This is a genomic window from Ktedonosporobacter rubrisoli (assembly GCF_004208415.1).
Classification (GTDB): Bacteria; Chloroflexota; Ktedonobacteria; order Ktedonobacterales; family Ktedonobacteraceae; genus Ktedonosporobacter; species Ktedonosporobacter rubrisoli.
Map to the genome: position 1 here is coordinate 11154781 of NZ_CP035758.1, position 24837 is coordinate 11179617.

The window sequence follows — 24837 nt, forward strand, 5'->3', positions numbered from 1 at the left end:
TCGGAGGTGACTCGGTGCTCAAAGCTCCTCACATATGGCTTTGGCGTCGGCCACATGTGAGGGGATTTTTGCGTGCTTTCTCGCTAGTGAGCAATATTTCGCCGGCTCAACGCCATTGGCGAAATGAGATCATAGCTAAATGGTTTGAGCCTGACCGTGAAGTGGAATTCGTGAGTCATAAGCTCATATTCGGGCAAGGGGCCGGGACCACAACTTGCGCTGCCAATGCCGTGCTGAGCGTAGTCGAGATGCACAACTACCTCCTTGCGCGGCCGAAGCTCGCAGTGATGCTTTGCCAGCTCCAGATCCTCAGCCTTATAATGATGGGCACTAAAATCAAAGTGTGGCGATGCTGTTACCAGCAGGCCCAGCCCTCGTGTGTCGCTAAAGGCCACCCAGCGCGTATCTGTATGGTTGCCATTCTCTTGCGGGCGCTCGTAAGGAGTCATGAGCTCTGCAACGCGTTTGGCGTAGACACCAAAACGATTGGCTTGCTTCGTATCGCTATACGATTCTCCTGGCCCACGACCGTACCAGGCAACATGATCCAGCTGCTCTGGTAACGTCAGGCTCAGGCCTAGTCGGGGCAGTGTGCGCGGGAAATCTCCCTGTGGGGTGCCATGAATTGTGAGCAGCATATCTCCGCTGCCATAGATAGTATAGCTGTAAGTGCAAGCTATACTCCAGGCTAAGACTGGCGGCGCGATGCGAGCTTCTATATCTACCGCGATAGACTTGCCATTACTCTCTTTATGCCACGCGAAATGATCGATGCGGTGCCGAAGTGTATGGAGTCCGGCCTGTCTCCATTCTTGCTCAATGGGGGAGCGCTGGTCATTGTCAGTTGGTGCGCGCCAGAGATCGAGGCGGGGACCTTCTAGTATGGTCTTTGCGCCGGCGGAAGCCCACCTGGTCAGGATTCCGTATATCTGATCAAACGTCAGGCTAAAATCGGCTCCCGCGATATGTAGCTTTTCTCCCTCTTCCCAGGCCTCAAGCGGGGGCATTTGCCCAATGCTTAGCGACGTAGATGACGCCCTCTGGAGCTGGAATTGGGCCCAGGCCAATTCATAACCGGCCCTGGCATAGGGCGTATCTTGCTTGAGCCTGAAGCTGAGATTGAGCCAGTAATCTACATCTTGCTGGAACAAGACTTGACGCGAGAAAGGTATCGTGATAGTAGCGCTTGCGCCAGCGGCGATGCGAGGAAGGGAGAGCGTTCCGGCTTGTAGAACGCGCTCATCTCCGACAATCTCCCAGCATAAATGGAGATGATCCAGGTCGCTAAAATCATAGCGATTAGTGAGCGAAACTTCGCAGGTTTCCTGGTCGAAAGCGGATACAACAACTGGCTCAAGGATTTTTTTATATTCCAGGAATCCCGGAGTTGGCGTATGATTGGAAAAGATCAGGCCATCGAGAATAAAGTTGCCATCATTAGGCTGATCGCCGAAATCGCCACCATAGGCAAAATACTCTTTGCCATCTTTTGTAAAGCACCGAATGCCTTGATCGTGCCATTCCCAGACAAAGCCTCCCTGTAGCGACTTATAGCGATAGAAGGCTTCCCAGTATTCCTTCAGGCCGCCGGGTCCGTTGCCCATAGCATGGGCATATTCGCAAAGAATAAGCGGCTTATCCAGCGCTTTCTTCTCTGCCAACTCGATCAACGTGGCAAGAGAAGGATACATGCGGCTATAGACATCAGCGGTCCTGGCTTCCTGATCCCCTTCATAATGGACTAAGCGGCAAGGATCGTTGGCCTTAAGCCACTCATACATAAGAGCATGATTGCGCCCATAGAAAGACTCGTTGCCAAGAGACCACATAATGATGCAGGGATGATTTTTATCGCGCTGAACCATGCGCTGCAGACGATCGAGGTAGGCGTCTTCCCATTGGGGATTGTCCGAGGCCCAGCGTGCCGGTTCCGCAAGCAGACCAAAGCCATGGCATTCAAGATCCGTTTCATCGATCACATACAGGCCATACTCATCGCATAAATCGTAGAAGCGCGGATCATCGGGATAGTGAGAGGTGCGTACAGCATTGATATTATGCTTTTTCATGAGCAACACATCCTCGCGCATGCGCTGCAAAGGTACAGCTCTGCCTAGCTCCTCATGATGCTCGTGACGATTTACCCCTTTAAGCATGACCGGAACGCCATTGACAAGAAAGTTGCAGTTTTTCAATTCAATTGAGCGAAAGCCGACGCGCTGCGTGATGACCTGCTGGAGTTGGCCATCTTCATCATAGAGGCTTACAAGAAGGTGGTAGAGATAGGGCTGCTCGGCCGACCATTTCTGTGGCTGGCTTACCGCAAGCTCCATCTTGACGTCAGTCCTCCCATCAGGAACTGTGCTTGATGACATAGCTTCCGCACCGGCTATAGGCTGTCTATTGGCATCCAGTAACTGTAGCTTGAGCTGACAATTTTGCTGGCCCATCGCACTACTATTCCCAAGAGCTGCCTTAACCCGTAAGCGAGCACTGAGATAATCTTGAGCGAGATCTGTCTGGATGGAATAATCTTCAAGATGCACTGCAGGAACAGCAAGTAAATAGACATCGCGGAAGATACCGCTGAGCCACCACATATCCTGATCTTCCAGGTAAGAGCCGTTGGACCACTGGTAGACACATACAGACAGATTGTTCTTGCCCAAACGGAGCGACTCAGTGATGTCAAACTCTGCCGGTAAGCGACTTCCCTGACTATATCCTACCCGGGTGCCATTGATCCAGACGTGAAAAGCGCTATCAACGCCCTCAAAGCGCAGGCGGATACGCTGGCCCTGCCAGTGAGCTGGGATAAAAAAAGTACGGCGATAGCAACCAGTTGGATTCTCCGTGGGCACGTGGGGCGGGTCAACCGGAAAAGGATAGACAACGTTTGTATATTGTGGCCTGCCGTATCCCTGGAGCTGCCAGCAGCCCGGAACCATGATGTCATTCCACTCGCTGTCATCAAAAGCCTCGGTAAAGAACTCCCTGGGAACAAGCTCCGGAGTATGGGCAAAATAGAATTTCCAGGAACCGTTGAGTAATTGGAAGGCCTGAGAGTTGCCACGCTCATAAGTCAGCGCCGCCGCTTCATCCGTATAGGGGATAAAATAAGAGCGGCCCGGTAAGCGATTTCTGTGTAATACTTGCAAGTTTTCCCAATCGTTGGGCGCTTGATCATTGTTAATTCGTCTCATGCTTTGGAAAGTAGCTCCTCGCGCTGTAATCGGTTCTTGGCAAGCTTGCAGTGAAGTTGCCAGAAGCATATGTAAAGTATAGAGCCTGAGGCCGTTTAAAACAACGAGGGCGTTCAGATCAGAGGCAAGTGCCAGCGTGAGCTATCATCTTGCTAGCTTAATTTGTAAAATTTTCCAGAAGTCAAGCGTAAATAAAACAAGCTCCAGGTCTGGAGGCATCCCGTTTGTCTTATTCATGATGAGCCACGCAACCAGCCGTTGAAAAAAGTGTATAATAGATGCTTGCAGGGTAGAGAAGCCCTTTTGCTATTGGGTGATATGAACAAGATATGCAAAATAATTAGCTAATTCGCCTGGTAAATCGTTGTTAATATGAAGTAGAAAGCGAAGGTACACGTCGTGTTGCGCTTTGATCGTCAGGAACTGATCCCGGCCGTCATTCAGGATGATGAGACCGGGGAAGTACTTATGGTCGCTTTTATGAATGAGGAAGCTTTACGTTTGACCCGCGAGACAGGTCATACACACTTTTTTAGTCGTTCACGACAGACTATCTGGCATAAGGGAGAGCAATCGGGAAACGTTCAGGAAGTACGTGGTATTTTTATAAATTGTGAAGAAAATAGTCTTCTGGTTCGTGTTATACAACACGGCGGTGCCGCCTGTCATGATGGATATCGCAGTTGTTATTATCGCCGTTTATTGCCAGATGATACCTATCAGGTCGTTGCCCAACGTGTATTTGATCCCAAAGTTGTTTATGCTAAGCACAGCGACGGAGAAGCGTCGCCACAGGAGCCTACAAAAGCCATGGACGCAACTTCAATTCCTGTTGAAATCCAGCAGAAACTAGAGGCTGAGATGCGCCAGCTCTACGGCGTCTATCTCTACTTGCGCGATCATGATCTCAGCGAGATCTCTAATACTTCACGCCTGCTTCAGGAACATAGTCAGAGCTATCTGGTATCGCGCCTTGGCGATGAGCTGCAAGAACTGGCGGATGTACAGAGTGGCGAGCATATTCACTCTGGGAGACAGCCTGATACTGTATTAGAAGGGAGCCAGGTAGGTTACTGGCTATTTTTGCTCGCGGCTGGCAAAAATGTTCCTTATAACGAATTTGCGCCCCATGAGGCCCTATTGAAGGGTTTTTGCGCAAATTATGATAATGGGAAAACGATAGAGCTGCGCCAGGAGTGCTTGAGCCTGCTATCCTCAGAACAGGTAGATACTGTAGCTCGCGGTCTGCAATTAGGCTTTGCCCTTATTGGTTGGGCCTGCTCAGAAGCCAAGATCAGCCCACTTGATCCTGCCGAGTTTGATCTTGAACAAATGCGGCGCAAGGGTTTGGTAAAATAAGGCTCCGTGGGAGGGGCGAAAGGAGAAGCAGGGATGACTTCTTTGCAAGCCGTGGTCTTTGACCTGGGAGGAACGCTGGTTGACTGGCCCGACTGGGATAGCGATGCGGGGCGGCGCTGGGGGCTTTCCTATGATTATCTTGTTGCGTGCTACCCGGAGCGAAGCTGGCCGTCTCAAGCGGACTATGTACAGGCTATGCGTGAGGCCGAGAAGTATCATTGGCAGCAAGTAGAAGCGCAGCAAACGAGCAGTACGCCCGCGGCCTTACTCACTGCTGGTTTTAGACGCCTGGACCTGTCTGTTAGCGCTGAGGAATTGTTGGATGCTCTAGATGGCTATGCCCGTGCGGTAGATGGTTGGGCGATAGTTTTTCCTGATGCCGTCTCAACGCTACAACAGATACGGCAACGCGATCTGCGAATCGGCCTGCTATCGAACACCTGGTGGGCTGCGGAATGGCATAACGCCGATCTAGTCGTCCATGGATTGGCGCCTCTGTTGGATGAGATTGTGTATACCTCCGATCTGCCTCATTCCAAGCCGCACCCTTCTGTTTTTCTAGAAGTAACTGCGCGCCTGCAGGTCGAGCCATCGCGCTGCGTGATGGTTGGAGACCGCATGTTTGATGATATTGGAGGTGCGCTAGGCGTGGGGATGCGGGCGGTATGGCGTGAGACAAAGTATCCCTGGCCACGGCCGGAACAGATTGTCCCCAGCGCCAAAATTTCGGCGCTGGCTGAGCTATTGCCTTTGCTGGATGGCTGGCTGTAGCTATCCGGGTTCCGTTTGAGCTCTGGGTATAGATAAAATAGGGAGCCTGCTCTAGAGAGCAAGCTCCCATATGGTTGTAAGAAGACTACATTTTCCCTAAGACAACTTCAACTTTATAGTTTTCCAGCTTCTTCATCTCGTTAGGAGCGATAGTCTCGCGATAGCTCTCTGTAAATGAGGGCGTATTTTCATAGCTGATCGAGATGAGCAGATTGTTAGCCAGCGTTTCCTCGCGTATCTGTTGCTCATAGCCAAGCAGAATGTTGGCCAGCTCTGCACTGGTATAGAAGGCAAGCCCGATGTGATCCTCGATATTGAGGCCGGCCTTCTTGCGCATATCCTGCACAAAATGGGTAAGATCGCGGACGAGACCCTCCTCGCGCAACTGGGGCGTAATCGTCGTCTCAAGGGCAACGATGTAGCCGCGCTCCTCAGCTGTCACAAAGCCCGCGCGGGCAGTTGCTACTACCTCGACCTCTTCGGCCGTTAGCTCAATGGGCTGATCTTCAAGCACCAGCTTGAGTAGTCCAGTCTCATTGAGCTGCCTGGCTGCGGCCTGGGCTGTACGCTCATCGAATGACTTAAAGAGAGCAAGGATTTTCTGCACGCGTGGCCCGAATTTAGGACCAAGGATCTTAACCCGTGGCTTGAGCGTATAAGAGAGCATATCGCTATCATTGCTCATCAAGGCCAGGTCCTTGATATTGAGCTCCTCAAGCACCTGATTGCTCAGACGCTGCAAAGCCTCTTCCTCAGTGGCGCTGGGTACCTTAACATAGAGAGCATGGAGCGGCTGGCGCACCCTGATCTGGGCCTTCTCGCGCGCTGAGCGTCCCAGTCCCACGATACGCATCACGAGATGGGTTTCGCGGGTGAGCTGCTCATCGATGAGCTCCTCCTTGACCTGTGGCCAATCGCAGAGATGAATACTCAGCGGTGCCTGCTGATCCACGCTACGTACAAGATTTTGATAGAGAGCCTCTGTCATGAAGGGCATAAATGGCGCTAGCAGGGTGAGTAGCGTCGTCAGGCATTCGTAGAGCGTCAGATAAGTAGCTAGCTTATCGTCATCGAGCTCTGATTTCCAGACACGCTCACGGCTGCGCCTCAGATACCAGTTGGACAAATCATCAAGGAAGTCTTGCAGAGCCGCCGCTGGCCTGGTGGTATCATAGTTCTCCAGCCCATCGGTAACCTCGCGTATCGTCTGTTGCAGCTCAGAGATGATCCAGCGATCCAGCTCAGTGCGTCGGCTCATCGGCAACTGGTGCTGTGTTGGATCAAACTGATCGATATTGGCATAGGTAACAAAGAACCAGTAGATGTTCCAAACTTTATCAAGCGTCTTGCGTGCCAGCATCCATTTTTCGCTTAAGCGTACCGGCAAGCCTGTGTGTGCAGCCTTCTCCATATCCTCTTCCGTGGGGATACGCGGGAAGTTAAGGTTCTGTTCTGGCACATGATTTGTGAAGAGCCAGCGCATCGTATCCGAGCCAACACGCTCCGCAGCTTCATCAAAGATGACCTGGTTGCCTTTTGATTTATGCATCGGCGTACCGTCTTCACCCATGACCAGCGCGTAGCCGAAAAGCTTTTTGTAAGGCGCCGTATTCTCAAGCACAGTGCTCATAACCAGCATCGAATAGAACCAGTTACGGAACTGACCCGGGAATGACTCCGTGACAAAATCGGCTGGGAACCACTGTTTCCAATATTCAGGATCTGTGCGATAGTGGAGCGTCGAGTAAGGAACGATACCCGCGTCAAGCCAGGGATTGCCGACATCCTTGATGCGCGAGACAGTTTCGCCGCACGAACTGCACTTGATTTTGACGGCATCGACCCACGGACGATGCGGCGTATGGCCCTCGAACTCATTCCAGCCTTCTACCGCTCGCTCTTTGAGCTCCTCTTTGCTGCCGATGATCTCGAATTTGCCGCACTTAGGACAGTCATATATAGGAAGTGCCAGGCCCCAATAGCGCTTCTTAGAGATCATCCAGTCGTCCATATTGCGCAGCCAGTCCATCTCCCGGTCAAAGCCGAAGGAAGGTATCCAGGTGATCTGGCGCACAACATCCATGATCTCGTAGCGCAGCTGGTCCATGGAGATATACCACTCGTCCACCAGGCGGAAGATCAGCTCGGTCTTACAGCGCCAGCAGGTTGGATAGCGGTGCCGATAATTCTGTGGACGATAAAGCAGACCTTTTTTGGTAAGGTTATCGGCAATCTGGGGCCCGATGTCAGAGACGCTATGGCCGGTGAGCCAGTCATAGCCACTGATGTAGACGCCAAATTCATCGGTGGGTGCGATGGTTGGCAAATGAAACTCTTTGGAAAGACCAAAGTCTTCGCGTCCACAGCCAGGGGCAATGTGCACGATGCCGGTACCTTCAGTCGCGCTTACCTCTTTCCAGGGGATGACAGTATGCGTGATGCCCTGCGCCACTGGCAGCTCATCGAACGGTCCGCGATAGGTCCAACCAACCATATCGCTGCCTTTGAGCCTTTCGACAACACGATAGTCGCCCTTGTCACGGCCTTTGAGAGCTTTCAAGACAGGAAGGAGTTCTTCAACAAGATAAAGGAACTCTCCATCCTGCTCAACCTTCACATAGGGTAGATCGGGATGCACGGCCGCCGCAACATTGGCCGGTAGCGTCCAGGGAGTGGTTGTCCATATGAGTAGGCTTTCGCCAGGACGCTCTAGCAGGGGCAAGCGCACGTACACGCTGAGGTGTGTGAGTTCTTTATAGCCCTCAGACTCCATCTCCATGTTGGAGATACCCGTAGCACAACGGGGACACCAGGGCATGGAATCGCGTCCCTTATAGATAAGTCCGCGCTCTTTACATTTCTTCAGGAATGACCAGATGGTATAGTTGTTTTCGTCTGAGAGCGTATAGTAGCTGTTGTCCCAGTCCATCCAGTAACCCAGGCGGATAGATTGCTCCGTCTGGCGTCTGGCATAGGTAAAGACACGCTCTTTACAGCGCTCGACAAAGTTAGCGATGCCGTAGGCCTCGATATCGCGCTTGGTCTTCATTTCCAGAGCCTGCTCGACATTGACCTCTACCCACAGGCCCTGGCAGTCAAAACCGTTCTGATAGCGCTGCTTAAAGCCCTGCATCGTCTTGAAGCGCTGGTACAGATCCTTATACGTGCGCCCCCAGGCGTGATGAACGCCCATAGGATTATTAGCTGTAATGGGGCCGTCCATAAACGAATACTGTTTATTGCTATGCTCATTGCGATGTAAGTACATCTTGAGCACATCATTTGCGTCCCACCACTTTTGAATAGATCGTTCCAGCTCCGGGTAATCAACGCGATCCGCCATGACAACCGGCTGAAACACACTTGATCTCACTGACACTGCATCCTCCTCATAGGGCAGAGGATCAATCTCGTCGACCTCTGCCCATGGATAACCTTCTTGGATTTATGCTAACGGAATAAGAGCGATTTAAGAATGTTTTTAGAGCTTATCGAGCACAATCTCTATACGCTTGTTGATACGGCCCTTATTTTCAGTCTTCACAATTTTGATACCGCCCACCTCTTTAGTGTGGTTGACATGTGTGCCACCGTCCGCTTGAAGGTCAAGTCCTACGATTTCCACAATACGAACCTCTGCAATATCCGGGGGAGTAAATTAATTTTGGTGCGCACCAGATCCGGTATCTCAAACGCTTTTTCCCGAGGCAGCGTATAGACGCGGATAGGGTAATCGGCCTCGATAGCCTCATTTACCTTTTGCTCAATATAAGCTATACGCTCTTTATTGAGATTCTCCATAGCAAAGTCCATACGCGCGCGATCTGGATACATCTGCCCGCCGGTTACCTGCACGCCGAACTCTTTCCAGATAGTACCGCACAGAATATGGAGCGCGGTATGAGTTCGCATCATCTGATAGCGAAAATCCCAATCGATGCTACCCACGACCTCCGTGCCGGGAACCGGAGGGATGCAATCGAGCGTATGCCAGACGACATCCTTACGTTTATTCATAGCGATGACATTGGCCTGACAGCGCTGGTTATCCCAGGAGATCATGCCCCTGTCTGCCATCTGCCCGCCACCTCCAGGATAAAATACTGTGGCATCCAGGGCTACTTCATCGCCCTCAACGGCAACAACTTTTGCAGAGCATTCGTAGGTAAAGCTGTTTGTATGATAGAGTAGCTTTGTCTTCATGCCTGACCTTTCTCAGAAAAGATCTTCAAAAAAAATCCCCTCGCCCACTGCTAGGGACGAGAGGAATTCCCGTGGTACCACCCTGATTAGCCTGCCATCCATCTGAGAGAACGGCAAGACTCACTCGGTGTAATGAATTTCCAGACGTATTCAAGGCCAGGAAAGGAGAAAACGAGCATATACCTACCAGGGTAAAAGCATCTCCGGCCTTTGAATGCTAGAAACTACACTCCTCCTTGATAACGGGAAGGTACCGGCTAGGCCTACTGGAATATATGTTCGGCTAGCAGCTCTGGAGAGATGTTCGGCTCACCGCTTGTATCCGGTTGCACCATCCCCGGACTCTCTGTAACAAGCTCTGGTGGCTTACTGGCTCCATCTTTGCCAAGTATTGTGCGATCTCAATTTTCGCCTGATATGCCTATTTAGAAACAATCAAGCATTATGCTTCGTTGTAATCTTTGGATTAGGATATCTGACGACATTTGTTTTGGAATATGGTAAGGCTATGATACCATAAGAAATGATACAATACAATAGCGTCTAAAGCTGAGACACGGGGAGGCCGTTTCAAGGTCGAAACAAATAAAATAAGGAGAGCACTCTCTTGTGTCTACGTAAAAAGGAATGTATATGGACAATCTGGAAACATTTTATGGGCCTAATGCAGGCTATGTACTTGAACTCTATGAGCGATATAAACATGATCCTGCAGCAGTTGACGCCGCTACACGAGCCATTTTTGACGCCTGGGAACCGCGTAGCGATGAGCAACTCTTATATAAAACGGGTGGCGAGCCGGTTCAGACGCAAGATGTCTCGCGTGTGGTAGCGGCCTCTGCCCTCGCTCATGCGATTCGTGAGCGGGGTCATTTAGGAGCACATCTTGACCCGCTAGGAAGGGAGCCGCTAGGCGATCCTGCATTACTGCCTCAAACGCATGGACTGCGTGATGAAGATCTAGCTCAACTTCCCCCAACTGTGATTGGGGGACACGCATCTGAGGGGGTAAATAACGCCCTTGATGCCGTGAGAGCTTTACGTGCTATGTATTCCGGCACAATCAGTTATGAGTTTGACCAGGTGAAGAGCTCGGATGAGCGCGGCTGGCTGCGCGATGCCGTTGGGCTCTCGCTCTATCAGCGTACTCCCAGTGCCGATATCGCACGTAAGCTATTGAAGCGTATAACGCAAGTAGAGGTGTTTGAGCGTTATCTTCAGCAGACCTTTCCAGGTCAGAAGCGCTTTTCCATTGAGGGGACAGATACCTTAGTGCCGATGCTTGATGAAATCATCTCGGGGGCCATTGACTCGGAGACCAAAGAGGTGATTATTGGTATGGCGCATCGTGGCCGACTCAATGTCCTGGCGCATGTGCTGGAAAAGCCTTACGCGGCTATCCTGGCAGAATTCGCCCATGCCAAACATGAGGAAGGTGTTCCGCTTACCGATAGCTTTGGCTTTGGCTGGACAGGAGATGTGAAGTATCACCTGGGGGCCGAGAACGTGCTGGATGAAGGCAGGGATGTCGGCCTGAAAGTAGTGCTGGCGCCTAATCCGAGCCATCTAGAATTTGTTAATCCTGTGGTAGAGGGTATGAGCCGTGCGGCACAAGAGATTCGTTCGGTGGCGGGAAGTCCTCTCCAGGATGTTGATGATACCTTGCCCATTCTTATTCACGGCGATGCGGCTTTCCCGGGCGAGGGGGTGGTGGCTGAAACGCTCAACCTGTGGCACTTGCGCGGTTACTGGGTCGGTGGCACCATTCATATCATTCTCAATAACCAGCTCGGCTTTACAACCGTGCCGGAAGATGGCCGCTCAACATTGTTTGCTAGCGATCTGGCCAAAGGCTTTGGCCTGCCAATTATCCATGTTAATGCTGATGACCCGGTGGCTTGTCTGACAGCTGTACGCATAGCTCATGCCTATCGAGATCATTTTCATAAAGATATTCTTGTGGATCTTGTGGGATATCGACGCTGGGGCCACAATGAGGGCGATGAACCAGCCTTTACGCAGCCGCAAATGTACAGCATCATTCGCTCCCATCCAACCGTGCGAGAACTATATGCTCAGCGGCTTGAGCGGGAAGGATTGGTTTCGCGCGAGGAAGCTGAGGCGCTGGTGAAGGAAGCATTCGCTGTGCTGGAGCAAGCCAAGCGAGATGCAGACACTGGAGCTGGCCATATCGAAGAAGCCAAGAACGAAGAGCAGAATGGCTTTCACCAGGAGACGCCTCCATCTGTCTCGGCCGAGAGGATAGAAACGCTTAATGCTGAATTGTTGACCTGGCCAAAGACCTTTTCTCCCAATCCCAAGCTTGCGCGCACATTGCAGCGTCGAGCCAACACTCTAGGACCAGAAGGCGGAATCGATTGGGGTCAGGCCGAGGCCCTGGCCTTTGCATCTATTCTTGTGGATGGCACGCCGATTCGTTTAACCGGTCAGGATGCCGAGCGCGGCACATTTAGCCATCGTCATGCTGTGCTCCATAGCCAGGATGGCGACGAGGTATACGTCCCGCTGTGCCATCTCGCTGAGGCTCAGGCCTCCTTCTCCATTTATAATAGCCCTCTCAGTGAGGCGGGCGCGCTCGGTTTTGAATATGGCTATAGCGTTCAGGCGCGGGATGCCCTTGTCTTATGGGAAGCCCAATATGGCGATTTCGCCAATGTGGCACAAGTTATTATTGATCAATTCATCTCATCGGGGCGAGCGAAATGGAGACAAAAATCCTCTCTTGTACTGCTATTGCCGCATGGATATGAGGGACAGGGGCCCGAGCATTCAAGTGCACGTCTAGAGCGCTACCTGCAGCTTGCTGCTGAGGATAACTGGCGCATTGCCAATTGCTCTAATGCTGCGCAATACTTTCATCTCTTGCGCTTACAAGCTTTTTCTCTAGCTCACAATCCGCGCCCGCTGGTAGTGATGACGCCCAAGAGCCTATTGCGTCATCCTTTTGCCTCTTCACGGCTGCAGGATCTCACAGAGGGCAGCTTCCAGAAAGTAATTGACGATCATAAAGCACGCGCTCAGGCCGATAAAATTAAACGCCTGATCCTCTGTAGCGGAAGAATCGCCATCGATCTGTTGACTAATGAGAAGCGCGAGCAGGCCGATGAAATCGCGATTATTCGTGTAGAACAGCTTTATCCGTTCCCTGAAGAGGAACTAAAGCAGGTGTTTGCTCGGTATCCCAATGCGCGAGAGGTTATCTGGGTACAAGAAGAGCCGCGCAATATGGGTGCCTGGAACTATATGTTCCCGCGTTTGACACAGTTTGTTAAGCAATCTATGGAAGTTGGCGTTGTCTCTCGCCCTGAGCATTCAAGCCCCGCCGCGGGCTTCTGGGATTTGTACGAGGCTGAGCAAGCGCAGATTATTGCAGAAGCTTTCAGGTCGCGATTGAGACTATCTGGAGGGAAGTATGTCCGCTGAGATTCGTGTTCCAACCCTGGGTGAATCGATTGTTGATGCGACAGTTGCATCCTGGCTCAAGAGCGAAGGCGACGCTGTGCAGCGTGGTGAGGCCCTCGTGGAACTGGAGACAGACAAAGTAAATGTCGAAGTGAATGCTGAACAGGATGGTGTTTTACAGAAGATAATCAAGCAATCAGGCGATGTGGTTGCCGTAGGCGATGTGCTGGGCCTGCTCGGAGAGGCCAGCGCGCAAGCAGATCACGGACAGCAACAAGAGAGCGCTGTTCGCACCCAGGAGCAAAATCATGCCAGCTCTGAGTCAGCTCTGGCTACGCCCTCCAGCATGTTACGACCGCCCTCACCTTTGGCGCGGCGCATTGCCGCTGAACATAACGTGGATATCGCGCAAGTGCAGGGAAGTAGCCCTCATGGACGCGTAACAAAAGAGGATGTGATCAATTATCTGGCCCAGGGCAGGCAAAATTCACCATCGCAGCCCTTGCCTGCAATTGAGCAGGCTTCAGGCCGATCGGCGGCCCCAACTCAAGCGCCTGCAGCTCCGCCGCCGCCGCTGGCTATTGGCCCGCAAAGAGGGCGCGAGGAGCGTGTTCGCCTTTCGCGTCGCCGCCAGACGATTGCCCAGAGGCTTGTGGAAGCGCAGCATACGGCAGCCATGTTGACCACCTTTAACGAGATTGACATGAGTGCTGTAATGGAGGTACGTAGCCGGCGCAAAGAGGCATTCAAGGAGCGGCATAATATCTCGCTTGGCTTCATGTCCTTCTTTACCAAAGCCGTTGTTGGAGCCCTGAAAGCCTTCCCGCGCCTCAATGCTGAGATCCAGGGTAACGAGATGATCCTGAAGCATTACTATGATATTGGCATTGCCGTGGGAGCTGAAGAAGGGCTGGTGGTGCCGGTATTGCGTGATGCCGACAGAAAGAGCTTTGCTGAGATCGAACGCGAGATTGCTGATCTGGCCAAACGGGTACGTGAAGGTAGCGTCTCATTAGCCGAATTGCAGGGAGGCACCTTTACGATCACCAATGGTGGAGTCTTCGGCTCGTTACTCTCCACACCAATCTTAAATGCGCCACAGGTGGGTATCCTGGGGATGCATAAGATTGAACAGCGGCCCATCGCTTTAAATGGGCAGGTTGTAATACGTCCTATGATGTATGTAGCGCTTTCTTATGATCACCGCATTGTTGATGGTCGTGAGGCAGTGCAGTTCCTGGTCAGAGTTAAAGAACTAGTAGAAGACCCGGAGACATTACTGCTTGAGGGCTAGAAACGCTGAGAAGTTTTGGATTTCTCTCGACAGAGAACGTTTCTACCTGTATAATCAAGTAAATACAAACCAGCACTATGTATATATGCGGTTTGTTTCTGTCTACTGGAGCTAAGGTGTTAGAGCCGAAGAAACGCAAGCCTGTACATAGGCCACTCTAGGTCCTTCGGGATCTAGAGTGGTTACTATGACTTTGGCACGAAGCTGGGAGGCAGAGACAGAGGGAGTCGTCAGGGTTATGCAACCAGAGAATAACTATTCTAGCCAGGTGAGTAGCAACGATGATTTAAATATGCTGGTCGGCAAATCGTTAGGCCAGTTTCGCATCGTAGAGCGTATAGGTGCTGGTGGTATGGCTGCGGTCTTCAAAGCATATCAGCCAACACTTGATCGCTATGTGGCTATTAAGGTCTTGCCAGCTTATCATGCGCAAGACCCGATTTTCGTGAAACGTTTTGTGCAGGAAGCACGTTCTGTCGCCAAACTAGCCCATCCAAATATTGTGCAGATTCACGATTTTGGGGAGCAAGAGAATATTACCTATATCGTCATGGAGTATGTAGATGGTGGCACGCTCAAGGACCGCCTGAAGAAGGCCCTGCCTGTTCCAGAAGCTGTAGATTTTGTGATCCAGGCAGCTGAAGGACTTGATTGTGCCCATCGCAATGGAATCGTTCATCGCGATGTAAAGCCTGCCAATATGCTCATACGTAAAGATGGTCATCTCTTGCTTTCGGATTTTGGTATCGCAAAAATTCTTGAGGGGACAACTAATTTAACCCGCGTGGGGACGGGGATTGGCACGCCTCAATATATGTCCCCGGAACAGGGGACAGGGCAACCGGTAGATCGCCGTAGTGATATTTATTCATTAGGTATTGTTTTGTTCCACTGCTTGACCGGTCGCGTGCCTTATACTGCCGATAGCCCTCTTACGATTACCGTTAAGCATCTGCATGATCCCTTGCCAGTGGAGCGGCTGGTTGCTGAGAATGTGCCTGCCCCGATTGTCCAGGTCGTAGTAAAGATGACGGCTAAGCAGCCACATGAGCGCTATCAGTCTGCCGATGTGCTGATAGATGCCCTGACGAGTGCGCTAGCAGCATCGAACCTGTCTATACCGCGTCCCTGGCGAGCCGGGGGATTGGCTCCGCTTGTATCAGCGCCCTCTGAGGCAAGAGGGCAATCTGGTGCTCTTGGTAGCTCTCCTGGCTATGTTTCTCAGCCTTCCACGCCAAGCTCGACCTCGCAGCCTGGTATACAACAACCCGTCGTAACGCTCACCTGCTTCCGCTGTGGGGCGCCAAATCCCAGCACGCGCCTTTTTTGTACAACCTGCGGCGATGACCTATCGAATAAACGAGCCAGTGCTGATCGCTATCTAGGCCCAAATGGGCGTCCTGTTCTTGCGCGTCTATCCATCCAGAATGGGCCGATGGCCGGGCGCTCGTATCGTTTTCATCAGGATGTAACGACGATTGGTCGCACCAATGGCAACGATCTTGTCATCTCGGGACGTACTGTATCCCGTCGCCATGCCCGCTTATTGTTTGTCGATGGCCGCTGGTACCTTGAAGATTTACAGAGTGCTAATGGTACCCTGGTCAATAACGTACGCATTTATCAGCCAGTTGCGTTGAATGATGGCGATGTGATTAATTTTGGGGATGAAGTAGTAGTTTTTAATGTGACTTACGGCCCGTAAATGAGCTGAAGAGATAAGTACAAGCAGCAGCTACCGATCGTATCGGGTAGCTGACATGGCTTTGCGATAAGCTTAGGAAGGAATTTCCATGAGTTCCATTAATCCTCTGGTACAGGTTGCACAGCAAATGCTGCTTGGTGGCGCTGTAAAGCAAAATCATGCGCTTGAGCATGCAACTATTGTATTACTATCCAAGAAGTTTCCCGATGTGCGGCTTTCTGGTATCTCGTTTGCTGCAGGCTTCTTTGTGTTCGGCGATGTGCCGACTGAGGCTATTCTGCCCACGGCTCAGGAGGCGCTTCAACTCTTGCGCACGACGCATCCTGACCTGGCGGTTCATGAGCGATGCGGTACAAATCTGGCCGTCGCTGGCATGTTGACGGGACTCTCGGCAATGGCGGTGGCTAAGATGCGTCGTCCATACAGTACGGCAAATAATGTCATCCTGGCCTCTACCGCAGCGCTGGTGCTTTCGCGACCACTCGGCTTGCTGGTGCAGCGCTACGTAACGACGCAAACCCCGAACTCCTCGATGCAGATCCTTAAGGTGACTCCGCGCAGTGTTCTGGGGGCGCCAGCCCACTTTGTGAGTACCGATAATCCAGATGCGGCAGGATTGTTCTCTTAAGGTGCGCTCGATGGAAGATAGTTAAAGTAGAAGGAGTATGTGATGGCTCAAGAGCGTAGTCGCTTTCTTGTAGAAACTGCCTGGCTAGCAGAACATCTCACTGATCCACAACTGCGTATCGTGGATATGCGAGGATATGTGCGTGCCGTTGAGCACGATGGTGTGCAGGATGCTGTGTATATCGGTGCGCCCGAAGAGTATGCACAAGAGCATATCCCGGGAGCCGTATATGTCGATTGGAGCAAGGACATTGTGGATCTCGATAGCGAAGTAGAAGCGCAGGTTGCTCCTCCTGCGCGCTTCGTCGAGGCCATGGAGCGGGTGGGGATTGGCGATGAGCATCTGGTTGTAGCCTATGATACCCATCCCACCTCCCAGTTTGCTACGCGCCTATGGTGGGCACTGAATTACTATGGCCACGAGCGTGTAGTGGTCTTAAATGGCGGATTGGCCAAGTGGAAGCGTGAGAATCGGGAGCTTGTGAGTACCGTTCCTGCCTATCCACCGGCGACCTTTACAGCACGAGTGCGCCCGCAATTGCGTGCCGAGGCTCAGGAGGTGCTGCGTTTAATTGGCAATGCAGATGTGACCCTTGTGGATGCGCGTGATAGTGGGCAATATAGCGGTCGCGTGATACGAGGCAAAGGACGCCCCGGCCATATTCCGGGCGCGCTGAATATTCCGCGCGAGGAGTTGATCGATCCGGAGACCGGGACATTTCGTAGCAATGAAGAGTTAGCAAGTATATTTGCGGCTGCCCAAGTCTCGCCAGAGCAGCGTGTAGTTGCCTATTGTAATGGTGGCGTGGCTGCAACTACTGTTCTCTTCAGTCTGGCTATGCTGGGATATCCCCGCTTGACGAATTATGACGGCTCCTGGAATGAGTGGGGGCACCGTCAAGACCTACCTGCAGAGATCTAAAGCAGCAGAGAGAGCCCCGGTATAGAAGCGGGGCTGACTGGGAAGAGAGGAATGCTGGAGAGCCTGATAGTGCATGTAAGCAGATCGCTTCCTACTCTTCCTTCTCCTGTAGCGCAGGAGGGATTAAAGGGACTGGCAAAAATCCTGAGCGTAGAGAGGGAAAGACTTGACTCAATGATGGATGAGCACGAATTGGCAAGCGAACGGGAGCAAGAAGAACTGCTTGATCTCAATGAGGTGATGCGGGCCTTTGGCATCGATGCGTGGAAAAACCTGGGGCCAACCGATACTGCCTATAGCGATAATTTTGGTCTGCTTGTTGATGTGCAGGGGCAGCGTTATGTTCTACGCGAACGGCCAGAGGGGCCACTGGGAGAGGATCAAGGGCATCGCTATGTGTTTCGGCGCTATCTGCAACAGCAAGGAATACCGATACCAGCTTTATGGCCGACTCCTCAGGGTGAAGCTGCTGCGCAGGTTGGGGAAGATCACTTTGAGCTAGAGCAGTGGTCCGGTGGCGAGCTATTTAGCTCGTCGGATTCCCGAGCACTAGATTGGGTGAGCTTTGCTGGTTCGATGCTGGGACGTATTCATCAGGCCTCACAACACTATCAAGGCCCGCAATACAAGTGGCCGGCGGAAGCGCATATGGGAAGCGTGGTCCAGAGCTATCTTAACCTGGCCCGCAGCAGAGCCGACACCTGTGAGCTCCAGGCCCTGGCCGTTGCGCTTGAGAACTGGGCTGATCAGTGGGAAGCGGTTTTACCCTCGGCTATGATGTCTATTGGTGCAGTGCGTGGACTCCCAGAATTCCACATTCACGGTGACTATCATGCCCTGAATCTGCGCTTTAATTCATTGGGAGTTGCCGCAGTGCTGGGACTGGAAGCTTCGCGCTGGGAAAAGCGCATTTTTGAAGTGGCGTATGCTCTTTTTTACTTCTGTGCTTTGGCCTGGCAACCAGGTGAGAAGCTAACAAGGCCTTTACTCAAGCGAGGTCTCGATCCTCTACGGGCGCGAAATTTTTTGAGAGCCTATGGCGAACTTTGCCCTCCGGCCCGCGGCGAAGCGGAGGCACTAACTGATGCTCTCACCCTCATTGCGCCCATTGCCACGATTAATGGACCGTTGGAAGATTTGTTTTATGGGCCTCAAGAAGCCGAAGAGGACTCGATGGATGATCTATTGGAGCGCTTATACTGGGCTTCGACCTTGCCAGCCTGGTTACGTCGCGTGCGGCATTCACTTGCTGAAATGTGGTAAGGAGCAGAACCTGTTACGGGCCTCCATAAAACAGTTAAATGTATCTATTTGAGGGACTTAGTGGCCATGATGGGTCATAGTAATTATCAGGGTTATGATTGCAATCAGCATAATCAATGCAATCAGGCCGATGATAAGAAACTTGGGGTCCAGGTGAAAGCCAGAACGTGCGGCCGGCTCTATATCTCCTGTGGTGGTGACTGGTCCCTGGGGACCGCTGGGAGTGTTTGAGGATGTGATGGACTGAGGTGCCTGAACCATGGTAGAGATAGCCTTGGGCGCCTGGTAGTTCTCGGACGTTCCTGTCTGCGTCGCAGAAGAGTGCTGAGAACTGCCAGTCTGAGAGTGTGGTGGCACCATCTGGGAAGCCATCATAGAGGCCTGATTTTTCTGTGGTCTGATCAGCAAGGTTTGCTCGCCTTCGGGGATACGCTTAGACGAGGCGCTGGAGCGTGGAGGCGTGGATGGACCCAACGGAGTACCACATTGAGCGCAGAAAGCCGCCTTGGGAGCAAGGGGAGCATTACAGCGCGGGCAATAGTTAACTGCCGCTGTCTGAGAGACAGCATCAGGTGTGGAGGGAGCTTGCTGAGCATTTTCCTTGGCTGCCTGAATTGCTTCGTAGAGCATTGGAAGATCGGGCTGTGTGCTATGCGGATCAACAGGGCGCTTTGGCTGCTGGGGAGCTGGTAAGGCCCCCATTACCCGCTTAAGATCATTGGCCAGGTCGGCAACTGACTGATAGCGATCCTTAGGGCGCAAGGCCATGGCCTTATGAATAGTACGGTTCAACTGGATGAGCAGATCAGGCGGTAATGTACCAAGCTGAGCTATATGCCGCGAATGGCGTGGTGTCGGCTTGGGAGGCTTGGTGACTCCAAGCCGGAATTGGCGGCCGGAGTTCGCTTCTGCGCTCTCTTCAGGAGGGTTATTGGCTAAAATATCTTGTAGAGTCGGTAAATCTGGGCGACCCTGCTGTAGCGATTGGTTGCGTACAGAGACACTGGGCGGCTCATGCGCAGTAAGAGCAAAATAGAGTGTGCCCCCCAATGCGTATACGTCAGAGCGCGTGTCGGTGCCGCTTCCTCCTGGATACTGTTCGGGGGAGCGTAGCCAGGAGTTCCCTGATGGCGAATGAAGAATAGTGTGCGCGCTCCATCTGCTGCCGCTTTAGCATTTCCTAGATCCACCAGGATAGCTGTACCATTGGAGGTAATACGAATATTGTCGGGTTTAATATCCCTATGGATAACTGGAGGACGCTGGCTATGCAGAAAGAGTACTGCATCACAAATTGCCAGAATCCATTCCATAATGCGTGGGATGGGAACAGTATCGTTACGTTGCCGCGCGTGACGAATGAGATCCGTCAAATCATGCCCTTCAATGTAGTTAAGGACAACATAATAGCGCCCTCGCTCCATAAAGGCATCCTGGAAGGCAGGAAGGTGAGGGTTGTGTAGTTGACTAAGTACGGTGGCCTCATGCTTGAGCTGTTCTTGCCCACTGGCGCCTGTCACAAGATATTCTTTTACTGCATACTGCTGGCTCGTCATTAGATCTACTGCCAGATAGACGTGCCCGAAGCCCCCGCTGCCCAACACGCGTTCGATACGATAACGTCCATGTAGTACCGTGCCAGACGGAACTGTTTCTATCATGGAGATCTCCTTCTTTAATCTGCCACCAGAAGGTTAAGGATGATGGAGCCGTCTACAGCATTGGTCTGTACCCCATCTAGCCTGCTGTGCAAGCTCGCATTCGCATTATACACTAGTTCAAGGAACATGTACACTTCATAATTTCATTATAGGATGTTTTCCTATCGTATGTTGTGAGCTCATAGAGAGAATGTGGACAATACAATTTATTCGCCTGTGGGCGAAGGGCGACGAATTGGGGGCGATGGTGAAAGACGAGCTTGCGAGATGAACGCACTATCATTTTGTTTGCAGACGCGCAAATACATTGAGGTTTCTGCTTGTTGTACTCCGGGAACCTTGTAAAGTTTCTCTGTAAGAAAGCTGAGCAGGATGCCAGACATGCTCTATGCATATCTATGAAGCTGGCCAGATGGCTTTCTGCCAAGATCATGAATGCTTTTGCATAGTGGCACAAATTGTGCACATGCCGTATGATACAGGCTGGGCCTGTGAGAGGACCCCGAGCTATCAGCGGCCAGGAAAGGATACTAGATATGTGCGCTCAGCAGACAGGTTTTGTCTTCGATAACTATTTTTTAGCCCATGATGCCGGGGTGCAAACAAAGGTCATCATGCGTGATAAAACGTTCGAGATGTCCCCCGAGGCACATCCCTCTGCTGCTTCGATTACACAGAGAACAAAAGAGCTGCTAGATGGAACAGGCTTAACGGCCCAGATGTTGCCCATTGCAGCGCGGGCGGCAACTGAGGATGAGATTGCCGTCTATCATACACGTGATTACATAAGGGGTGTGCGGGCGCTGGCGGCTGGTGGCCCGGCACAGGGAACATGGGGCTATATAGATGAGGAAACGATCTTGAGCCCGGGCTCGTTTGAGGCCGCGCTCTATGCTGCCGGCGGGGCCGCTAATGCCGTAAGAGCGGTCATGGAAGGCACCGTGCGCAATGCATATGCCCTATTGCGCCCTCCTGGCCACCATGCTGAACGCAATAAAGCCCTGGGCTTCTGTATTTTTAATAATGCAGTGATTGCAGCTCATCATGCCCGCAAGGCGTATGGAGTTGAAAAGGTGATGATCGTCGACTGGGATGTGCACCATGGCAATGGGACGCAAGATGCTTTCTACGAAGATGCAAATGTACTCTTTGTTTCACTGCATCAGCATAACTGGTATCCAGAGCTCTCTGGCGAGTTAGATCAGATTGGCAGCGGATCTGGCACAGGTTATACGGTGAATATACCTCTCCCGCCGGGAACAGGAGATAGGGGATACTGCGCAGCTTTTGAGCAGCTGGTTATTCCCCTTGGATTGCAATTCCGTCCCCAGCTCATAATAATCTCTGCGGGACATGATGCTAGCTGGCTTGATCCGCTAGCGCGCATGATGATGACTATGGATGGCTATCGTCGGCTGACCGAACTGATGCTTGGTCTGGCTGAAGAAGCTTGTGGGGGCAGGCTAGTAGTTCTGCAGGAGGGTGGTTATAGTACAGCTTATGTGCCCTATTGTGTTGCGGCGACTGTTGAGGCTCTGATTGGAGTTGACCTGGGCATTGTCGATCTTTATGCTACAGCTCCTGAACTGCAGCACTGCAAAGAGATCCTCACGCAGGAGACGCTAAGCGCCTTGCAAGAGGCGAGAGCGTGGCATAAGCGCTGGTGGTACCTATAAAAATCTGCAGGTTTCGACAAGGGCTTGGTAGGAGCTTCTATTGGCAAATTGCTGCCAGTTGAATGTACTTATCAAGCGATAAGGGCAAAGGGAATCTGCAGATCCATCTCTGCCAATAATTGCTTCTGCGTTTAACTCATGTGGGCCGGCATTGCAACCTTTCTGGAGCAGACTCTTCGGCTGTTCATGGCCTGGTCTTTCTCCGCTTGTTGCAATGCCCAATCGCTTTCACGCGCTAAGTGACAGGGGCTTAGGTTACGCTAGGCGCCTCGTCAGTGTATTTCTCGTATAAGCGCTCAGATATTATCTTCTGTAAGCTCATCACTGTCTCATAAATGTCGTGGAAAGAAGTATAGAGCGGAGCGATGCCCAGGCGGATATTATCTGGTGCACGAAAGTCGGGCAACACTTTCATATCATTGATCAGAGTAAGATCGATGCGCATACCCTCGGCATGCCCTAGCGATACATGAGAGCCACGGCGCTCTGTCTGGCGTGGCGAATTCAGGCTAACGTCAAGGGGCTGTAGCACAGCTTCCCAGAGCGCAATGAGATATTCGCTTTGGCGAATGGACTTGGCGCGTAAGTTGTCAAGGCCTGCCTCTAGCAGTAGTTCTACTCCGGGCTCGATCAGAGAAAGGGAAATCATGGGAGGGGTACCGGTCAGGAAGTGAAGTAAGCCAGGGGCCGGGGAATAAGTCAGCCCGAAGGCAAAGGCATCTTTCTGCCCCATCCAGCCGGAAATAGGGTTAAATAACTTCTCCTGCAGATCGCGGCGAACATAGAGAAATGCCGGCGAGCCGGGCCCTCCATTGAGGTATTTGTAGGTACAGCCAATAGCCAGATCCGCTTGAGCCGCGTGTAGATCGACCGGGATCGATCCGACTGAATGGCTGAGATCCCATAAGACCAGCGCCCCGGCATTGTGAGCCGCCGCCGTCATGGCTGGCATATCATAGAGGTAGCCACTTTTGAAAACTGTATGGGAGAGCGTCACCAGCGCTGTTTGCTCATCGATGCTGGCTTGTAGCTCATCGGCTGGACCATAAATGCCGTCTGGCGAGTCAATGATCTCTAACTGATGCCCTTTATCCAGTAGATTAATAGCTCCCTGAAGAATGTAAAGGTCGGAGGGGAAATTAAGATTGTCGGTCAGGATGCGTTTGCGGCCTTGCTGGAGACGAAGGGCGGCGAGAACCAGCTTGAAGAGATTGATAGAAGTTGAATCAGCAACAATCACTTCGTCGGGTTCGGCACCAAGCAAGCGTGCAATCTTGCCGCCAATTCTCTCAGGAGTGTTAATCCAGCCTTCATTCCAACTTCTAATCAGGCGTGTTCCCCATTGGTGAGAGATGAGATTGTTGGCCAGCGTTGCCGTATCTTTAGGAAGGCGGCCCAATGAGTTGCCATCCATATAGATCAGTTCGGGTTCGGCAAAGACGAAACGTTCGCGGAAGGCGGCTAGCGAGTCTTGAGTGTCAAGTTCTTTGGCGTAATCGGCGGTAATGGGTATGCTAGTCATAAATAGATTTCCTTGTCTTCACGACACTATGAGATAATGTACACAGCACTGTGAACTGTGAGGGCGAGTTACGCGGTGCCCAATTGTTTTAGCCGGAGCAGCTTCTCTAACTACCGGGTTTAATTGGCGCCCCACTCTTAAGTATAACTAGTCCTGACCACCTGGGGCAATTGTACGTTCAGCAAGGTGGGGCTGTTTCATTGTGCTTGAGCTGAACCTTGTGTTCGCGCGCCGCGCGATAGGCGTTAGCACAGCTTGTCTCAATAAGGCCGAAGCGCTACTATTATCATGTAGATCTTCCGCAGAAAATGGAGAGTAAGGAGAAAGCTTTCAAGTGCGTTATTTCGAAGATTTCTCGCTAGGGGAAACGTTTGAGTTTGGTAGCTATCATGTTACTGAAGAAGAAATTATTGCTTTTGCCAGCAAATATGACCCTCAGTCCTTTCATATCGATCCGGTGCAGGCCAAAGCATCACTTTTTGGCGATTTAGTAGCCAGCGGATGGCATACGGCATCCATCTCTATGCGTCTGTTAGTAGATGGCTTGTTTGGCCAAACAGCGGCTAAAGCCTCGCCCGGGATCAAGGATCTGCGTTGGCTCGAACCGGTCCGGGCAGATGATGTGCTCAAATTGCGCTTTACCATCATTGAGGCCAGAGTATCCCAGAGCCGCCCGCGTATAGGCATTCTGCAATCGAGAAACGAGCTCATCAATCAAGACGGCGTGACGGTGATGAGCATGATTGCCTCTCATTTTATTGGCAGACGGCCTGAAACTGCATCTGCCTGAAACTCACAGTCTATTTCTCTTGTAGATACAGTTGTGCTATACTGTTTGTGTGTTCATCTACAGTTAGAAACTTTTATAGTCAAGTAACTCATACTTCATGGTATGAATTTGAAAATGGTTGGAGCTTCATCTCAGGCAATTACGCGCCTGGACTTGATTAGCTCCTTTCTTTTCAAGCGTGAACTGGTGAGAGAACACATATTTCCCCTGGCCAGATTTTTACATGGGTTTGAAGAATGTTGTAAAGGAGGTGAGGAGCGTGGCCGAAATTGCCTACTGTGTTAAATGTCACGAGAAGCGCGAAATGAAAAATGCGCAGCCGTTTACAATGAAAAACGGCAAACCGGCAATGCAGGGTCAGTGTGTGGAATGTGGGACCAAGCTAACCCGCATTTTGCCTTCGGCAAAGAAGTAAACT

General features: G+C 51.7%; 18 protein-coding genes and 1 other annotated feature. Of the genes, 11 read left to right on the plus strand and 7 right to left on the minus strand.

Features of this window, described 5'->3' with window-relative positions; all coding sequences use genetic code 11:
• Positions 1 to 83: 83 nt before the first annotated feature.
• Positions 84 to 3203, minus strand: coding sequence for a beta-galactosidase, LacZ type (lacZ, locus tag EPA93_RS47350; protein ID WP_129894243.1), 3120 nt, complete (start codon positions 3201 to 3203; stop codon positions 84 to 86).
• 399 nt (positions 3204 to 3602) lie between these two features.
• On the opposite strand from lacZ, the gene hisI reads away from it, so the two are divergent.
• Together hisI and EPA93_RS47360 are read left to right on the plus strand one after the other, a co-directional pair.
• The gene (hisI, locus tag EPA93_RS47355) at positions 3603 to 4562 is read left to right on the plus strand and encodes a phosphoribosyl-AMP cyclohydrolase (protein WP_129894244.1); all 960 of its coding nucleotides are present in this window, start codon (positions 3603 to 3605) and stop codon (positions 4560 to 4562) included.
• A 33-nt stretch (positions 4563 to 4595) separates the two neighbouring features.
• Entirely contained in the window at positions 4596 to 5333 is a 738-nt protein-coding gene (locus tag EPA93_RS47360) for an HAD family hydrolase (RefSeq protein ID WP_129894245.1), read from the plus strand.
• A gap of 85 nt (positions 5334 to 5418) precedes the next feature.
• Here the strand turns inward: EPA93_RS47360 and ileS are convergent, their stop codons facing one another.
• The 3 genes from ileS to EPA93_RS47370 form a co-directional block, all read right to left on the minus strand.
• On the minus strand, positions 5419 to 8712 hold the full coding sequence (gene ileS, locus EPA93_RS47365) for an isoleucine--tRNA ligase (RefSeq protein ID WP_129894246.1): 3294 nt from the start codon (positions 8710 to 8712) through the stop codon (positions 5419 to 5421).
• Positions 8713 to 8814: 102 nt separating this feature from the next.
• Positions 8815 to 8958 (minus strand): hypothetical protein, encoded by a 144-nt coding sequence (locus EPA93_RS49435; RefSeq protein WP_207229386.1) that lies wholly within the window; start codon positions 8956 to 8958, stop codon positions 8815 to 8817.
• Entirely contained in the window at positions 8946 to 9536 is a 591-nt protein-coding gene (locus EPA93_RS47370) for an alanyl-tRNA editing protein (RefSeq protein WP_207229387.1), read from the minus strand. Before EPA93_RS47370 ends, EPA93_RS49435 begins: the two co-directional genes overlap by 13 nt.
• 49 nt (positions 9537 to 9585) lie before the next feature.
• Positions 9586 to 9927 (minus strand) — a binding site (T-box leader).
• Between the two features lie 242 nt (positions 9928 to 10169).
• Between EPA93_RS47370 and EPA93_RS47375 the strand changes: the two genes are divergently transcribed.
• The 6 genes from EPA93_RS47375 to EPA93_RS47400 all read left to right on the plus strand — a co-directional run bounded on the left by EPA93_RS47375 (position 10170) and on the right by EPA93_RS47400 (position 18770).
• Positions 10170 to 12980, plus strand: a complete 2811-nt coding sequence (locus EPA93_RS47375) for a 2-oxoglutarate dehydrogenase E1 component (protein ID WP_129894247.1) — start codon at positions 10170 to 10172, stop codon at positions 12978 to 12980.
• A complete protein-coding gene (gene odhB, locus EPA93_RS47380; protein ID WP_129894248.1) occupies positions 12970 to 14253 on the plus strand; it encodes a 2-oxoglutarate dehydrogenase complex dihydrolipoyllysine-residue succinyltransferase in 1284 nt (427 codons plus the stop codon). Before EPA93_RS47375 ends, odhB begins: the two co-directional genes overlap by 11 nt.
• Positions 14254 to 14491: 238 nt before the next feature.
• Positions 14492 to 15958 carry an FHA domain-containing serine/threonine-protein kinase gene (locus EPA93_RS47385; protein WP_165423872.1) on the plus strand — a complete coding sequence of 489 codons (1467 nt, stop codon included), beginning with the start codon at positions 14492 to 14494 and terminating at the stop codon, positions 15956 to 15958.
• Positions 15959 to 16046: 88 nt separating this feature from the next.
• Positions 16047 to 16586 carry a DUF6391 domain-containing protein gene (locus EPA93_RS47390; protein ID WP_129894250.1) on the plus strand — a complete coding sequence of 180 codons (540 nt, stop codon included), beginning with the start codon at positions 16047 to 16049 and terminating at the stop codon, positions 16584 to 16586.
• Positions 16587 to 16628: 42 nt separating this feature from the next.
• Positions 16629 to 17507 (plus strand): sulfurtransferase, encoded by an 879-nt coding sequence (locus tag EPA93_RS47395; RefSeq protein WP_129894251.1) that lies wholly within the window; start codon positions 16629 to 16631, stop codon positions 17505 to 17507.
• A 174-nt stretch (positions 17508 to 17681) separates the two neighbouring features.
• Positions 17682 to 18770, plus strand: a complete 1089-nt coding sequence (locus EPA93_RS47400; protein ID WP_129894252.1) for a phosphotransferase enzyme family protein — start codon at positions 17682 to 17684, stop codon at positions 18768 to 18770.
• 57 nt (positions 18771 to 18827) lie between these two features.
• Here the strand turns inward: EPA93_RS47400 and EPA93_RS47405 are convergent, their stop codons facing one another.
• Positions 18828 to 19820, minus strand: a complete 993-nt coding sequence (locus EPA93_RS47405) for a zinc ribbon domain-containing protein (protein WP_165423873.1) — start codon at positions 19818 to 19820, stop codon at positions 18828 to 18830.
• Entirely contained in the window at positions 19706 to 20431 is a 726-nt protein-coding gene (locus EPA93_RS47410; RefSeq protein ID WP_129894254.1) for a serine/threonine protein kinase, read from the minus strand. Before EPA93_RS47410 ends, EPA93_RS47405 begins: the two co-directional genes overlap by 115 nt.
• Before the next feature lie 536 nt (positions 20432 to 20967).
• On the opposite strand from EPA93_RS47410, the gene EPA93_RS47415 reads away from it, so the two are divergent.
• Entirely contained in the window at positions 20968 to 22107 is a 1140-nt protein-coding gene (locus EPA93_RS47415; RefSeq protein ID WP_165423874.1) for a class II histone deacetylase, read from the plus strand.
• Positions 22108 to 22357: 250 nt separating this feature from the next.
• On the opposite strand, the gene kynU is transcribed toward EPA93_RS47415, so the two are convergent.
• A complete protein-coding gene (kynU, locus tag EPA93_RS47420) occupies positions 22358 to 23629 on the minus strand; it encodes a kynureninase (RefSeq protein WP_129894256.1) in 1272 nt (423 codons plus the stop codon).
• 334 nt (positions 23630 to 23963) lie between these two features.
• Here kynU and EPA93_RS47425 point away from each other — a divergent pair, with 334 nt between their 5' ends.
• Both EPA93_RS47425 and EPA93_RS47430 read left to right on the plus strand, forming a co-directional pair.
• A complete protein-coding gene (locus tag EPA93_RS47425) occupies positions 23964 to 24419 on the plus strand; it encodes a MaoC family dehydratase (protein WP_129894257.1) in 456 nt (151 codons plus the stop codon).
• Between the two features lie 259 nt (positions 24420 to 24678).
• Positions 24679 to 24834 carry a DUF5679 domain-containing protein gene (locus EPA93_RS47430; protein WP_207229388.1) on the plus strand — a complete coding sequence of 52 codons (156 nt, stop codon included), beginning with the start codon at positions 24679 to 24681 and terminating at the stop codon, positions 24832 to 24834.
• Positions 24835 to 24837 lie beyond the last annotated feature (3 nt).